The organism is Autumnicola psychrophila, assembly GCF_031846645.1.
Taxonomy (GTDB): domain Bacteria; phylum Bacteroidota; class Bacteroidia; order Flavobacteriales; family Flavobacteriaceae; genus Autumnicola; species Autumnicola psychrophila.
The window spans coordinates 16,497-31,666 of record NZ_JAVRHN010000002.1; the positions used below are offsets into that span (position 1 = coordinate 16,497).

A 15,170-nucleotide genomic window follows, 5' to 3' on the forward strand; every position below is an offset into this window, starting at 1 on the left:
ATTTTCAAAAAAGCTGACTAAAACTATGAAAAAGTTAACCTTAAATGATGGAAATAAAATACCAATAGTAGGATTTGGAACCTACAAAGCTACAGCGCAGGAAGGAATAGAATCAGTCAAATCTGCCATTTCCAGCGGTTATTCCCTAATCGATACGGCAGCAGCTTATGAGAATGAAGAAGCTGTTGGAAAAGGAATTAAAGCCAGCGGAGCTTCAAGAGAGGATCTTTTTATAACCTCCAAGTTGTGGCGCGAGAGTTTAGGCTATGAAACAGCAAAAAAGGAATTTGAAAACTCCCTGAAAAGACTTGATCTGGAATACCTGGATTTATACTTAATCCACTGGCCTGCTAACGCAAAAAATTACGATAATTGGCAAAAAACCAATGCTGATACGTGGAGAGCAATGGAAGAATTACAAGCTGAAGGAAAAATAAAATCTATTGGTGTAAGTAACTTTTTTGAAGAACATTTAGACTCCTTATTCCAGACAGCGAATGTCATTCCGTCAATCAATCAAATAGAATTTCATCCCGGCTACTGGCAACAAGAATTAGTAGCATTCTGCAAGAGACAAAATATAGTAGTGGAATCCTGGTCTCCTTTGGCAAGGGGAAAAGTGTTTGGAAATGAAGTGTTGGAAGAAATTGCCAAAAAACACAATAAAACTGTTGCCCAGGTTTGTCTGAAATGGATAATTCAGCACGAAGTAATTGTTATTCCGAAGTCAAATTCACCCCAAAGAATAGAAGAAAACATAAATCTGTTCGATTTTGAATTGTCTGAGACAGATATGGAACAAATAAACAACCTTCCTGAAATGGGTTTCAGCGGAGAATTGCCTAATATCTGGCCGGATAAAATCCAAGGATAAAGGTGTTTTAAAAATCCCGAAAATTGCCATTTTAAGGCACTGCTATAGTTTACAAGCCTTGCCGGAACAACTTCAGTATTTCAGAAAATCCTGAGGTACTACACTACTGTAAGCAGCTGAATTTTTTCGGAAAGTTCCCGGCTTCTGCGTACAATTAAAAAATTTCGTGTCTGTTACTAAAGTAGGCGGCGTTAGTTATTTTTGATTAAATAAAGTTAATATTGTATGCCTCTCAAATTTAGGAATAATTTCTCTTGGCTCAGTAGTCCGAATTTATCGTTATGTTGGAATGGACTGCGTAAAAAAACATTTTCATATTTCGTAATTCTTACCTTATTTGGAAAGATTCAGAAAATTACCACAAGCTAAAACCCCTCCGGTCTTCAGCCAACTCCCCTTAAAAAAATGAGAGGAACTTTTTGTGGTAACTGATCGTCTTCTTAACTGCTTCACAACTATTGAAAGCTTTGCAGAAAACTTTCATGGTACTGCCGCAACATATCCGCGAGGCGGGGAATTCCAATTCTAAATTTCCTGGCGGCAGGATCTTCATTGTTGTAGCTGTATTCCCATCGGAATTCATTCGTGGTACGTACCTCTACCTTCCTGTTTCTATAAATCGTTCCGGGAAATATTGGAAACGCCACCTGAAATCCCCCGGAGCTTCCTGCTTCTGTATAACCCGCAAAAAAACCTATATCGACAGTTCCAAACTGCTTTATGATGTCTATTCTGGCACCTTTGTCTTCAAACAGAAATTGTCCTGCGCTAAGTCTCAGGCTAAGACGTTGATAATTCAGGCGATATTCCGCATCCACTACAGCATATACACTGTTGAGTTCTTCCGCATAAAAACTACCGGAATTCATCCAGTAAAATCCTGTAAGTCCCGATTCGAGTCCAAAGCTCCAACGTTTATTAAGGGGCGCATACCTGTACTGGAAATCCAACCCGTAACGATCGTAATAAAAAGTACCCATACTAACTGCCAGGAAGTGATGGTTCAAAGGCTGCGAAAAATAATGTAGTGAACTTGGGGCGAGTCGAGGTTTCATATCCTGGGCATCCAGCCGGTTTTCCAAAGGAATGCTGATTCCCGTCTGTACACTCAGACCCGGTGTAAGGTATATTCTGGTATCTATTATAGCATTGAGCTTTATCTGAAAAGGATTGCTGTAATAACCGAATCGGGCAGCGAAGTCAGGATGGATCCGAAAATGGAAACGATAGTTGTCGTAAAGATCATTCGCTTCTTTGTAAAAAGCTTTTTCCTCCAGATTCAGGCTGCTGTAGTTATAGGTGTCTGCCTTATACTTTGCTATCGGACGGTTGTGATATAGTGGAAACCAGAGAATAGCTTTTTCGGGTTGCTCTTCCAGCAAGAGTTGGGCATAACGCATACTATGCAGGGGATTCCGAAATTCTCTATGCTCGAAAAAAATTTTTAGAGTGTCTGCCGATTCTATTACCTGTATATTCTCAAATCCTGCTTCAAACAGCTTTTGTTGAATATCCTGCGCCTGCAGCCCTAAGAAAAACAGGCTTGCACAAATGCTAATCCATATTTTTCTCATAGTTTCTTAAAGCTCGTGGAGCAGAATTAAGGGAGAACTGCACGGCAACCTGAAAAGCTACTTCCTTAGCCTCCAAAGTATATGCCTGTAGGTGCAGCCAATCCCATAATTTAACAAAAGCTCCCGCATTAAAAGTTTTGGTGTTGTATTCCAGCATTAATCCACCGTAATTAAATGGCGTATAAGAGAATCCGCCGAAGAAGCCGTCTAAATATCTGCTGCCATAGACTTCTGTTTTTCTTTCTATTTTAAAGAAATTCCAGATACCTTCATTTCCATCATTTTTCAGAAAGACATAGGGTGATCCAAAACCTGCTGTTACCTGAAATAATCCTAGAGTGGTGTGGAAGTTTTTAGTCGCCACGAGGTAATCGTGTGCCAGTGCCGGAGAAACTGAACCGGGAGGCGTCCAACCCAACACAAGTGCCGGGAAAAATTTTTTTTCCTCCATTAATTTAAAGCGAAGGTCGAGGTGCCGGTCACCAATCCCTATTTGCTCAGCAAGAGAAGGCCTGTAAGATATACTCATTCCGACTTCCATAAAAGAAGTCAGGCTCACTCTCGCGCTATAAAAATTGAGATCATTGCCTCCGGGAGAAGAATCACGGGTGAGCAAAATATTGTTAGAGTATTCCCGCGGAAAATAAGAAAAAGACAGCCCCAAAGGCTTATCTCTCTCCCATTGGGCAGATGGAATGGTCATTAACCCCTTTTTCCCTAAAAAATTCACCTGTGAATAACTGTAGCATCCAAAGAAGCCCGACAGTACCCACAGGTGAAGAAAAAATTTAATTTTCATAATTTATTCAAACTCTACCGGCGCCTCATCGTCGTCGTCTGTTCCTTTCAGAAAGGAATAGCGCAAACTAAGGCCTATTTCAAACCCCCGAACAGAAATCTGTTCACTTTCGAGCTCTGAATCCAATGAAGTTCGGAAGCTTTGGGTGTAGAAACCTGTATTATACCTACCTTCAAGTAAAAGACCAAAAGAATCGGAAAGCATATATTCCAGTCCGGCCTTTAGGTAAGCACCGTAATTATTTCCGCTAAAAGTTTCTGAAGCTTCACTACCCGCTCCGCCTTCAATCGTCCTGGAAACTTTATTTTGAACAAAATATCGATTAACCCCAACTCCTACTAAGAAATTGAAATCATCCCGTAGTATCTCATTAAAGTTGTAAGTCAGACCCAGGGATAAAGGAATAAGGGTTTGGTCAATACTTTCAGAAATAGTAAGGTCCCCAAATCGCCCTTCGCTGCTAAAGTCACCCGTCCAGAGTCCTACTCTTCCATCCAGACTAAAACTTCTGTAAAGGTTTAATTCGGCACTTATAAAAGGCATTACTCCTCCTTTTGTAAAGTCCCCATCTGCCTCAGAACTTATCAGTACATATTTCTCATTGGCATCCGAATAAGACCTGTTCCAGTAGGAAACACCTACTCCAACGTTATTAAGTTTAATTTGAGCCTGGGCACCGTAAGTAAAGAGACCAAAGGCCAGTAGTAAAAATGCTATAGATTTATTCATGTTTATAATTTCTGGTTGTGGTTAATGATTAGTTTCCGGATCCCTGGTTGTGACAATTATTTACTGCAGTAGTAAGTCTGGCATCAGCCATATCTTCTACAGTTTCGAAATCTGTATTTACCTGAGTTGTCAATCGCTCCCTAATTTCCAAAGCCTGTGCTTTTTCCTTCTCCATGAAATCTACTAAAAGTTCTGCTACTAAAATATCCCATTCTATTAGAGCGTTTCTGGCTGCCACAGCATACATTAATGTAAGCTCTCTTAGCTGAGCGGCCAGCTCTGTCTCTCCCATGTTCTCTAACTGCTGTGCCGTAAGAAGCAGATTTTCCAGGGTGGCAATAATCTCAGCTTTACTCTCTGCATAACGCTCTTCCTGTAGGCCTGTCCTTTCTTCATAACGCACGTCTGTTTCATCGAGCCTACGGGCATAATTACTTTCAATAATAAAGTAATTGGCATCTGCCTGTTCTATAAGCTCTTCTATCCTTAACTCATAAGCCTCATAAGCTGCCTCCTCACAAGGATTGCTTATAGTTTGGCTCACAAGGTTAAACCCATCAAAACCAGGAAGAACCTGATTTTTGATGTTTGGATTTGTTACAGCTCTTAAGCCTTCCAAATCTACGGTGAAATTAATACGTGGAAGAAGCATCCTTATCTCTTCAGGTGCGTTAGCCAGAGCGGCTGAAAGCTCTTCCAGGTCTGTATCCAGAGGTGTACTCTCATCCATTATGGAGGCAATACCGGCGGCATCAAGAGTCTGCGCCCTTTCATTTATTGATGCAGGAAGATCAGCTGTAAAAGCCCCTACCCCAGCGAGTTTAGTTCTGGATTCCTGACTGATTTCCCCATCTGGTCCGGCATTTAGGATATCGTCGATGATAGCCTGAGTTTCTGCCGAATTATCTACCGACCCTACTTCAGGTTCAATAATCACGGGATCTGCGTCCTCGATCTCCGCAAGGTTGGGGATATCATTAAAATCTTCATTGACAAATTCGTATGGATCGATAAAATCTACGTCTTCTGTACCACAGTTAACGAGAAGTAGCGATAACAAGAGCAGGCTCCATATAGATGCTCTCCGCTGAAAGTGTAAAAATTGATTCTTCATTTGATTGGTTTAATTTAAGTAAATAGTTCAGATTTGAAATTGCAATTATAAAATGTTCAGTGTTGTTTACTGATCGTCTGCCATTGGATCAGTCCATAATAGTTTTAGTGTTTTTTATTACTGATACAACTTCAGTATGATGAAATGTATTAGTCCCTGTTTTTTTTATCTCCCAATAGAAATCTACCAAAGGGCTACCTTGTTCTTCACTTTATCCCAGAAGCCTTCATGTTCCGGACCATAGGCATAACCATATGCATAACCATATTTATTTCCGTAGCCAAAATTAGCTGCCTCCACGTCATTAAGCACAAAACTTACCTCCTGCAGCTTACCATCTTTCTTAGCATCTGCCGCAAAATCCAGCAACTTCTTTTCTGTGTAATTAGCCCTCACCACATAAAGAGTAAGGTCAGCATACTTGTTAATCAGGAAAGTATCAGACACCAGCATCGAAGGCGCAGTATCTACTATAACATAATCATACATACCACGCAGTTTAGTAAACATATCTGCCGTGCGTGGATGCCTCAATAATTCTGAAGGATTAGGCGGTATACTTCCTGAAGATAACAGGTAAAGGTTTTCATGCAAGCTTGATTCCTTAATAAGTTTTTCCAGGAATAAACTTTCATTCACAAGATAATCGCTCACTCCCTGCCATTCCTTTGCATCTTTTTCAAAGCGCTGAAGCTGAGGGTTTCTAAGATCTCCACCCATTACAAGCACTTTTTTCCCTGTATTTGCCAAAGTAGTGGCAAGATTAAAGGCCACAAATGTTTTTCCCTCCCCTTTAATTGTGGAGGTAATAAAAATGTTTATTCCTGAAGTTTTGTCGGTAGTGTTTACCAGGAGGTATTGCAGATTTGTGTGCAATATCCTGAAGGATTCGGCGAGTACAGAACGATCATTTTTTTGGATAAGTTCTTCTTTGTTTTTCCCCAACCTGGGGATTTCCCCTACAATCGGAATATCATTTATAGCCGCTTCAATATCGTTTCTCTCCCTTACCTTATTATTTAACAGATTTCTTGTATAAAGAAAGGCAAATGGAATACCAAGGCCAAGTAGTAAAGCTGTAAGATAACTGCTCCTTGGATTTGGACTAACAGGTACTCCCGAACTGAGCGCACTATCCACAATTTTTGCTTTTGGAGCTGTTACGGCAAGGGATAAGGAATTTTCTTCCCGCTTTTGCAGAAGGAACAAATACAAAGTCTCCTTTATCTGCTGTTGCCGCTCAATTCCCCTAAACTGCTTCTCCTGTGAAGGGACTGCAGAAATTCTTGAACTTATAGCTGCTGCCTGCCGGTCTATATTATTTTCCGCGATCTCCAGGTTCGATTTCATACGCCTGAGGCTTTGCAGCACATTCGCCTGTAACTGCCTAATTTCACTGTTTAACCTGACCACCACAGGGTTTCTCTCAGAGGAACCTTCCAGGATCCGGTTTCTTTCCAGCACAAGATCATTATACTCTGTGATCTGTGAATTTACGGCAGATTCTTCGATTCCGAGATTTGCAGGTAAAAGATCTGAGGTATTGCTGTTCTGAAGATAGGAAATCATCGCATTGGCAAGTTCTATTTGCGTATCAATTTCCTGCTGCCGCTGCCTGTACTCGCCTGCTGTGGAAACAAACATACCAGATTCTGTCTGGATATCAGTAAGCCCCCTGCTTTCTTTAAACTCCACTTTTCCGCTTTCTACAGAATCCAGTTCTTCATTAATAATTATAAGCCGTTCATCTATAAATTCTGCGGTGTTCATTGCCACCAGATTCTTATCTTCAATGGCCTCTCTGTTATATTCCAGAATTAACTGGTCCAGAATATCTTCAGCCTTGCGGCGCACAGGATCATTTAAACCGAGTTCTATAAGGCTCGAATTACTTTCTTTAAGGCGTACCTGCAAATCATTACTATAAGCCCTGGCCACACCTTCCACAGGACTAAAAGTCACGAGGATTGGGTTTTCAGGAGTAGCTTTTCTCCCGGGATTTTGTTCATTTTCCACTATCAGCACAGTTCCAAAACCAAGATCCAGGGGAGTTCCCACAACAGCATTAAACTTTTTTTCATCGTTTATCCTGGTAAGCGTGATTTTATTGTTGCCGTTGTAAACAAGGCTGAATTCCCTTCCGGGTGCAGACTGTAATGCAGCCTCGTCCATGCTTATGATCTTTACCAGCAGAGGGCTTGTACTATATAATTCGGGTGTACGCAGGGCCTCCTGGTCGAAATAACGAATATTCAGGTTAAGTGCCTTTACCACACTGTTCATTAATCTTCGGGAACGAAGGATACCTATTTCATTCTGAATACTATTTCCGTTCATCCCGCTAAACAGGCCAAGATCAGCAAAAGCAGCCATCTCAGAATTCTGACTGTTTTTGCCGTCCTTAATAATAATACTCGCTGTAGTGGCATAGACGGGAGTAGTTTGCCTTAAATTTAAATAAGCAATTGCCAATGCCAGGAGCACGCAGCCCACGAACCATGGCCAGTAGCGCAAATATTTCTCCAGCTCCTCCCTGATATTGATTTCCGGGTTATGGTTTGCAGGCTTATTTTGGGATTGAGACATTGTTATCTGGTAAAAATTAAAATTAATGAGGTAATTACAGAAACTACCGAAAGATAGCTTGCCGCTGTACCCAGGTAACTGGCAGACTGTATCCTTGGCCCTATCGGCTCTACATAAACCACATCGTTTTGCTGTAAGTTATAGAATGGAGAAGAAACAATATCTGCATTGGTAAGATCCAGATAGGCATGAGTGGTTACCCCATCCTCTTCCCGCATCACCAGGATATTTGTTCTCTTTCCGGTTAGCAGTACATCCCCCGCAAAACCCAGGGCTTTCGAGAGGCTTATATGATCGTCTTCTATCGGGAAAGTACCAGGACTCGCCACTTCCCCCAATACACTTATCTGAAAATTGAGGATACGCACATTCACAATAGGATCCTGCAGATAAGGCAGGACTTCTTCCTTAATTTTTGCCGCCAGTTCTATACTGGTCAAACCCTCTACCATTATGGTTCCTATAACAGGAAACTCTATGGTGCCTTCATTGGATACCATATAGGTTTCCAACTCTACATTTGCTCCGACAGAACCTCCTCCCTGCCCCATAGCCATTACAGATTTTGTAAGGTTAAAAGGTAAGGCTGCTGCCTGCTCCGGGGCAGATACACGAATAGTCAACAGGTCATCAGGTTTTATTTCGATATTATCGGGCAATCTTCTCCGCTCAGACGCCTCCAGTCCCTGAAAATAGGCGATGCTTTTACGGGAAACACAGGAAGTGGACAGTAATGCCATACAAAACAAGAACAAAAGTTTAAAGTTTAATCTGGGATTCATTTAATCGGGTTTCAATTTGCCGCGAATATACTACACTGGAAAAGAAAATTCACAAAAAATTAACTTTTTAGAAGTTTGATCTTATTCTCTTATCCATCTCAGGCATATTCTTTTACAAATGTTCTTAGCTCTGCATTACTGCGTAGTATATTTAAAAGTGCACCAATTATAATAAACATCATAAGCAGGATCACCGTCACCCAGGAAGCTGAAATCACCCCTGAAAGAAGGAAAAAGCCTACGATAATAAATATATTTAGACCGCCAAGACAGGTACTTGCCTGCCAATGGGTAAAACCAAGATCCAGTAAGACATGATGTGCGTGATTTCGATCTGCCTCAAAAGGGCTTTTACCGTCAAGCATTCGTAAAATCATCACCCTGCCGGTATCCAGAATAGGAATAAATAATATTGCCAGAATAAGCAGGATGCGATTATAACCACTAAATGCTTCCATCGTGACCGTTATCCCGGGCTCCATAACCAGAACTTTTAATGTCAGAAATGCAATCATAAACCCAATTATCAGTGATCCTGAATCGCCCATAAACATTTTCCTTTTTCCCCTGGAAAAATTAAACCTCAAATATGCAGCAAGGGTACCTGCCACAGTAACCCCGAGCAACACAAAATAAGGATGTCCTGTTATATAGAAGACGCAGGCATAAGCAGTACAAATTATCATTCCTACTATAGCGGCAAGTCCGTCTATACCATCTACCAGGTTATAAGCATTAATAAGAGCTACTACAAGAAAAGCTTTCAGGAAATATCCGATTAATTCAGGAACCTCATGTATACCTAAAAATCCATGGAGCGTGGAAAGATGAAGTTCCGGAGAAAAGATTATGAATAATGCCGCAGTTATCTGTCCTAACAATTTCACTTTCGCAGTAGAAATTACCAGGTCATCCTTTAAGCCTACCAGGAAAAGCAGTGTCATCCCGGCAATAAGATGATTGCCAGTATATCCACTCTGTATACTCTGCAGGACAGAAACAAAAAGCACAAATACCAGAAAGAAGGCTACTCCGCCAAAGTTGGGAGTCTGTGTATGATGTGAGCTACGGCCGTTAATCTGCTTTGTAAGTTTTTTTTCATGACTCACCCAAAGTACCTTGGGTAAGGTGTAAAAGGTAAAGAGAAAAGCTCCTAAGGCAACTCCGCACACAAAAAACAGATAATTATTCCTAAAGAGATCGAGCAGCACATCATGATCGAGAATGTTCATAACAAAGGCAGGTTTGGGTTGAAAAAAAATTCAGTAACTACCAATCTTGTAGGGGAGACGGGTCAAAAGGGTAAAGGTTCAAGGTTTAATTAGAGTTCGACGCGAAAATAGCGCACTTTATCCGTATTATCCCTATAGATTTTTTTCTTTAACAATTTAATCACATAGAATGGAAAAGAGGCTGCCTTAAATTTCTAATAATGAAAAAGGTAATGACGAAAATTGTCAAATATCAGCAACAGGCTCTAGGCTTTAGGCTGTAGGCGTTAGGCAAGAATATTTTTAGGCAATGACTGGTTTACTTAAGAAACTGCTTTAGTTTACTAAGATTTTTCCGGGCCAGGACCTTATAAGGATTTTTAATGCCGTTGGCTTTTAGTGCCAGCAGATCTTCTGCAGACTTTTGCCTTATATTCGCCAGGCTACGGTTACTCGCGCCTCCCACTCTCATTTTAGTAATTACCCTCGGCAGATAATAAAATTTTAAAGCACTGTCACGAAAAATGCGCAACATCAGATCATAATCGGCAGCGATCCTGTAATTAAGGTTAAAGAGCCCGTGCTTATCATATACTTCTTTCCGCAGGAAGAGAGTAGGGTGGGCGGGCATCCAGCCTTTTTTTAGAAGACCCGGATAAAACTGCTCGCTTTTCCAGTACCTGATCACTTTTGAAGTATCTTCTTTGTTTACATACTGAAGATCTCCATAAACCCCGTCAACATCATTTTGTTGAAAAGCAGTTACTACTTCTGAAATTACATCCGGAGAGGCAAAAAAGTCATCGGAATGTACCAAACCAATAATATCACCGGTTGCATGCTTTATTCCTTTATTAAGAGCATCATAGATCCCTTTGTCTTTTTCTGAAATAATTTTTAGGGGCCTGTTGTAATTATCTTTTATAATAGATACTGTATTATCTGAAGAGCCACCGTCTATGATCACCAGCTCCACGTTAAGATAATCCTGCACTGCCACAGATTTTATCGCAGATAAAATACTAGCTTCAGAATTGTAGGTAGCTGTTATTATTGATATTTTCATTTTTTTTTATCATTGCGGGAAGGGCACAGCCGATGTCACCTTTCATTGCGAGGAGGCCATAGCCGACGTGGCAATCTCATCATTGCGAGGAGGCGGCAGCCGACGAAGCAATCTCATCATCCCCAATCACCCTCTCCCTCACCTCTACCGCAGGATTCCCCTGGTAAACTAAATATGGTTCTAAATCTTTGTTAGCCACCGAACTTACTGCCAAAATACTGTGGCTTTTGCAAATTACCCCCGGACAAACAATACTTTGCGCTCCAATCCATACTCCGTCTTCCAGATTAATTTCTTTTATGATAAGATCAAAAGAGGACTTTTTGTAGTTATGGTTTCCGCAGAGTAACATTGCTCCCTGGGACAGACATACATTTTTGCCAATTTTCACCATCTCAAGATTATCGATCCATACTTTTTCCCCAATCCAGGTATTCATGCCGATCTCCAGTTTCCAGGGATATTTTATATTCACCCCGGGTTTAATTACCACTCCCTGACCTATTTTTGCTCCGAAGAGCTTCAACAAAGCAACCTTTGATCCCGAAGAAGGATTTAAGGTATTCTGAAAGAAAAGCACGTTGGTAAAATACCAAAGGAGGATCTTAATTCTCCCTCCCGGTTGGTACCAGCTGTTGTCGTATTTAGAGAGATCTGTTTTCATTTTTTTAGGCGGTAGGCTTTTTTTATTGCTTTAGGCTTTAAGCTTTATGCTTTAGGCCGTAAGCTTTTTTTTGCCTATAGCTTATAGCTTATTGCCTATAGCTTCTTACCCAAATTATACAACTTCTTTTTAATCTCGTTTACCTCAATATCCAGAACTGCATAGTCTTCTTCGCTAATGAAACAAAGATCTCTTGCAAGAATGAAAAAGTATTCCAGTTCGTGAGCAGAACCTAAAGCTATTTGAATGAATCTGTTGAAATCTTTATCTGACTGTCTGCCGCATCCTTCACTAAAATTTGAAGGGATGGAATATGCTGCTCTCTGCATTTGCGTGACCAACTGATATTTTTCGGAAGAAGGAAACGTGGTCGTAAGGTCATAGACTTTAATCACTAGTTCGTGACTCAGTTTCCAAACTTCATATTTTCTAAAGTTTCTCATTTTTTTATGCTTTAGGCACTAGGCTGTAGGCTTCAGACTTTAATTATTAAGCTTTAAGCTTACAGCTTTATAGCTTATAGCAATTTTTTGCCTACTGCCTAAAGCTTAACGCTTACAGCCTCTCCCGACAACAACTCCTCAAAATAAGTAATCGTCTTCACTAATCCCTCTTCCAAAGCAACTTTTGGCTCCCAGCCATTCAACTCCTTCTTTGCCAGATCGATTACCGGTTTGCGCTGAGTAGGATCATCTGTTGGCAGTTTCTTATGTATAATCTTAGATCTCGTGCCGGTCATTTCAATGATCTTAAAAGCCAGCTCCATCATCGTAAACTCTCCCGGATTACCCAGGTTTACCGGACCAATAAAACCATCTCTGCTGTTCATCATTCTGATCATTCCCTCCACCAGGTCATCTACAAACTGAAAACTTCTGGTCTGGGTTCCATCCCCGAATATGGTTATATCCTCTCCTTTTAATGCCTGCACAATGAAATTTGATACTACACGTCCGTCCTCAGGGTTCATATTGGGACCATAAGTATTGAATATTCTTATGATCTTGATCTTAACCTGGTTCTGCAGATAATAATCCATAAATAAGGTTTCTGCACAGCGCTTTCCTTCATCATAGCAAGATCTGGTTCCAATTGGGTTAACATTTCCCCAATACGATTCCGGCTGTGGATGAACGGCAGGATCTCCATAGACTTCACTGGTACTTGCCTGCAAGATCTTCGCTTTAACCCGTTTAGCAAGACCAAGAGTGTTTATGGCACCCATAACTGAAGTTTTGATCGTCTTGATAGGATTGTACTGGTAATGTACCGGTGACGCAGGACAGGCTAGATTATAGATCTCATCTACTTCAGCATAATAAGGTTCGGTAATGTCATGTCGCACCAATTCAAAGTAAGGATTATCGAGTAATTCGATAACATTTTTTTTACTCCCAGTAAGATAATTATCAAGGCAGATGATTTCGTTACCCTCATTTAATAATCTTTTACATAAGTGTGAACCGACAAAACCAGCACCACCGGTAATTAGAATTTTTTTCATGGCTTTTCTGACTATATGTTTTAAGCTTTAGGCTCTAAGCTATTTATTTTAATAATTTTTCCTTTGGACGCAGCTACACAAAATTGTTTCTTTTCCGCAACAGCTTTAGACTTTAAGCTTACAGCATAGAGCTTACAGCTCAAATAGCCTTCTGCTGGCCTCTATAGCTTTAGGATCATTACAATATTCTTTTGCAAACTCAAATGCAGCTTTTGACCAGTCATTGTATTCAGCCTGATCCATTGCGGTTACTTTTTCTATCGCTTTTATAAATTGTTCTTCCTGTTCTAAAAGAATATCAAAACCAATCTTCTTTTGCTCCAGTTGTTCCCATGGAGTATTATTAGAAATAATTACCGAACATGCATTCTGCCAGGACTCCATGATCACATGCCCAAAGTTCTCGTGAAAAGTTGGCAACAACATAAAATGCTGATCTTTTAATTCCTCCTTTAACTGATGATTGGGTACTGCTCCAATATTTTTCACGCTTATATTTCTCGGTAAACCATTAATAATTTCCAAACACTCCTGCCAGTATTTTTCTTCTTCTATTGGGCCAATAATGCTAAAATTAATTTTATATAACTTATTAACGCTTGAAAGAGACTGAAGAGCTGCTTTAAGGTTCTTTTTTTTACTGATTCGGGAAAGAAAGAATAAATTTAAAGATCCTTCTTCTTTCTTTTTCTCCGGAAAATTTTCAGCCATCACTGTGGAAAGGTTTGTTGCAATATGAACTTTAGATTCCTCACCAAAATGCTGCTTAATTTCTTTTGCTTCAGAAGCAGCGGTGGCATGCCAGTTAATTTTTCGACTCAAACCCGAAACGCGAAAAAGCTTTAAAAAGATTTTCTTTTTTAACGGCTTTATATTTAAAGCCCCTTTTCCCAACATGCCCCGGGGAGCTAAAATTACTTTGACTTTCAGGTTTTTTAAAACCAGTAGCGGTTTCAATGTGAAATTCACCGAAAAAAGAGAGTTGAAATAGACACTGTTATAATGCTTCTCTCTTAAGATTTCGCGGTAGCATTTTAAACTCTGGTTTTCTTCATCCAAATAGATCACCCGGTACTTTTCCCTTTCGAGCCATTTATTAAAAATGATATTTGGATACGCCTCAATCTCACCCAAATCCTTATTAGAGGTCACCACATCAAAATCGTATTCATGACCAAGGTGATTAATTAAATTCACTACAGACTGTATTGGCCCGCCCGCTTTATAACCTGGAAGAAACCAGTCTATAAAAATTAGAATTTTTTTCTTTTCAGGCATCTGCGACCTCTTTGTATAAAGCTAAATACTTTGCAGCTATGTTCTTTAATTGAAAACGTTTGACATTTTCCTGTCCTTTCCTGACTAGTTCTTCACGATATTTATCTTCTTGTATAATTCTTAAAAGACCCTTTCGAATATCCCGAACGTCTGTTGGATTTACCATACAGGCTGCATCGCCGGCTACTTCAATTAATGGTTCTATGGCGGAGGTCAAGACCGGCCTCCCCACCGCCTGAGCCTCAATAACCGGCATTCCAAATCCTTCATAGAGAGAAGCAAAACTTACCAGGTCACATTCTTCATAAGCAGCTTTAATTTCTGAAAAAGGAAGATGCTTTCTGCTAGTGTAATTTATTTTATACTTAGCAAGTAATTTTAGCTGTTCTTCAGAGAGATCACCGATAATTAATAACCTGCATTTTATTCCTTCCAATGCTTCTATGGTTCGTTCCAGGTTTTTATTAGATTTTGTACCTATATGCAGCAGCACTGGATTTTCCTCGTTAAAAGGTTTTGGACAATATTGTAAATTGGAATTTACCGGATTATGAATTACTACTATTTTGTTTTTAGCAAAAGGAATTAATTCACTTAGTTCTTTTTTTGAGAAATGGGAAATGACAGTAATTTTTTTCACTATTAATGCAGGAATCCAGAACCAAAAAATTTTTATATACAATTTATGAAGGCTTGCTCCATAAAAGGCAGAACCAATGTCATGTATTGTTAAAATTCCACTTCTACCTAAAGCCATTGAACCATAATTAATATGGCCCGTAATATGGTTGATCTGACTCTTATTCTTATTTATAAACTGAATGTTCTTAAAAGCACTTTTGGGATCTGCTCCTGAATTCGGCACCTCAATGTGATGTACATCATGTTGCCTCTTAAATTGTTCCAACAGTTGGAGAAAAATTTCTTCAATGCTGTTGAACTGCGGAAGGCGTTTTCTAAAAATTAAAGTTAGATTTTTTTTTTGCATA

At 39.9% G+C, this 15,170-nt stretch carries 14 protein-coding genes; 1 reads left to right on the forward strand and 13 read right to left on the reverse strand.

Going from position 1 to position 15,170, the window contains the following annotated elements:
• The first annotated feature begins 25 nt into the window (after window positions 1-25).
• Window positions 26-874, forward strand: coding sequence for an aldo/keto reductase (locus RM541_RS02610; RefSeq protein ID WP_311498672.1), 849 nt, complete (start codon window positions 26-28; stop codon window positions 872-874).
• Between the two features lie 455 nt (window positions 875-1,329).
• Here the strand turns inward: RM541_RS02610 and RM541_RS02615 are convergent, their stop codons facing one another.
• The 13 genes from RM541_RS02615 to RM541_RS02675 all read right to left on the reverse strand — a co-directional run bounded on the left by RM541_RS02615 (window position 1,330) and on the right by RM541_RS02675 (window position 15,169).
• A complete protein-coding gene (locus RM541_RS02615; RefSeq protein ID WP_311498673.1) occupies window positions 1,330-2,448 on the reverse strand; it encodes a YjbH domain-containing protein in 1,119 nt (372 codons plus the stop codon).
• Window positions 2,429-3,247 (reverse strand): YjbH domain-containing protein, encoded by an 819-nt coding sequence (locus RM541_RS02620; protein WP_311498674.1) that lies wholly within the window; start codon window positions 3,245-3,247, stop codon window positions 2,429-2,431. The genes RM541_RS02615 and RM541_RS02620 overlap by 20 nt, the downstream gene beginning before the upstream one ends.
• Window positions 3,248-3,250: 3 nt before the next feature.
• Window positions 3,251-3,976: an outer membrane beta-barrel protein gene (locus RM541_RS02625; protein ID WP_311498675.1), complete on the reverse strand. Its 726-nt coding sequence runs from the start codon at window positions 3,974-3,976 to the stop codon at window positions 3,251-3,253.
• A gap of 28 nt (window positions 3,977-4,004) precedes the next feature.
• The gene (locus RM541_RS02630) at window positions 4,005-5,090 is read right to left on the reverse strand and encodes a hypothetical protein (protein WP_311498676.1); all 1,086 of its coding nucleotides are present in this window, start codon (window positions 5,088-5,090) and stop codon (window positions 4,005-4,007) included.
• Between the two features lie 183 nt (window positions 5,091-5,273).
• A complete protein-coding gene (locus tag RM541_RS02635; protein WP_311498677.1) occupies window positions 5,274-7,676 on the reverse strand; it encodes a GumC family protein in 2,403 nt (800 codons plus the stop codon).
• Between the two features lie 2 nt (window positions 7,677-7,678).
• Complete coding sequence (locus tag RM541_RS02640) at window positions 7,679-8,458, reverse strand: polysaccharide biosynthesis/export family protein (protein WP_311498678.1); 780 nt, start codon at window positions 8,456-8,458, stop codon at window positions 7,679-7,681.
• Window positions 8,459-8,556: 98 nt separating this feature from the next.
• Window positions 8,557-9,690 (reverse strand): glycosyltransferase family 4 protein, encoded by a 1,134-nt coding sequence (locus tag RM541_RS02645; RefSeq protein WP_311498679.1) that lies wholly within the window; start codon window positions 9,688-9,690, stop codon window positions 8,557-8,559.
• 298 nt (window positions 9,691-9,988) lie between these two features.
• Window positions 9,989-10,735: a glycosyltransferase family 2 protein gene (locus RM541_RS02650; RefSeq protein ID WP_311498680.1), complete on the reverse strand. Its 747-nt coding sequence runs from the start codon at window positions 10,733-10,735 to the stop codon at window positions 9,989-9,991.
• Between the two features lie 79 nt (window positions 10,736-10,814).
• Window positions 10,815-11,399, reverse strand: coding sequence for a WcaF family extracellular polysaccharide biosynthesis acetyltransferase (locus tag RM541_RS02655; protein ID WP_311498681.1), 585 nt, complete (start codon window positions 11,397-11,399; stop codon window positions 10,815-10,817).
• 95 nt (window positions 11,400-11,494) lie between these two features.
• Entirely contained in the window at window positions 11,495-11,842 is a 348-nt protein-coding gene (locus RM541_RS02660) for a four helix bundle protein (protein WP_311498682.1), read from the reverse strand.
• A 98-nt stretch (window positions 11,843-11,940) separates the two neighbouring features.
• Window positions 11,941-12,903 carry a UDP-glucuronic acid decarboxylase family protein gene (locus RM541_RS02665; RefSeq protein ID WP_311498683.1) on the reverse strand — a complete coding sequence of 321 codons (963 nt, stop codon included), beginning with the start codon at window positions 12,901-12,903 and terminating at the stop codon, window positions 11,941-11,943.
• Between the two features lie 132 nt (window positions 12,904-13,035).
• Entirely contained in the window at window positions 13,036-14,181 is a 1,146-nt protein-coding gene (locus RM541_RS02670; RefSeq protein WP_311498684.1) for a glycosyltransferase family 4 protein, read from the reverse strand.
• Window positions 14,174-15,169, reverse strand: coding sequence for a glycosyltransferase family 4 protein (locus tag RM541_RS02675; RefSeq protein ID WP_311498685.1), 996 nt, complete (start codon window positions 15,167-15,169; stop codon window positions 14,174-14,176). Before RM541_RS02675 ends, RM541_RS02670 begins: the two co-directional genes overlap by 8 nt.
• Between the last annotated feature and the right edge of the window lies 1 nt (window position 15,170).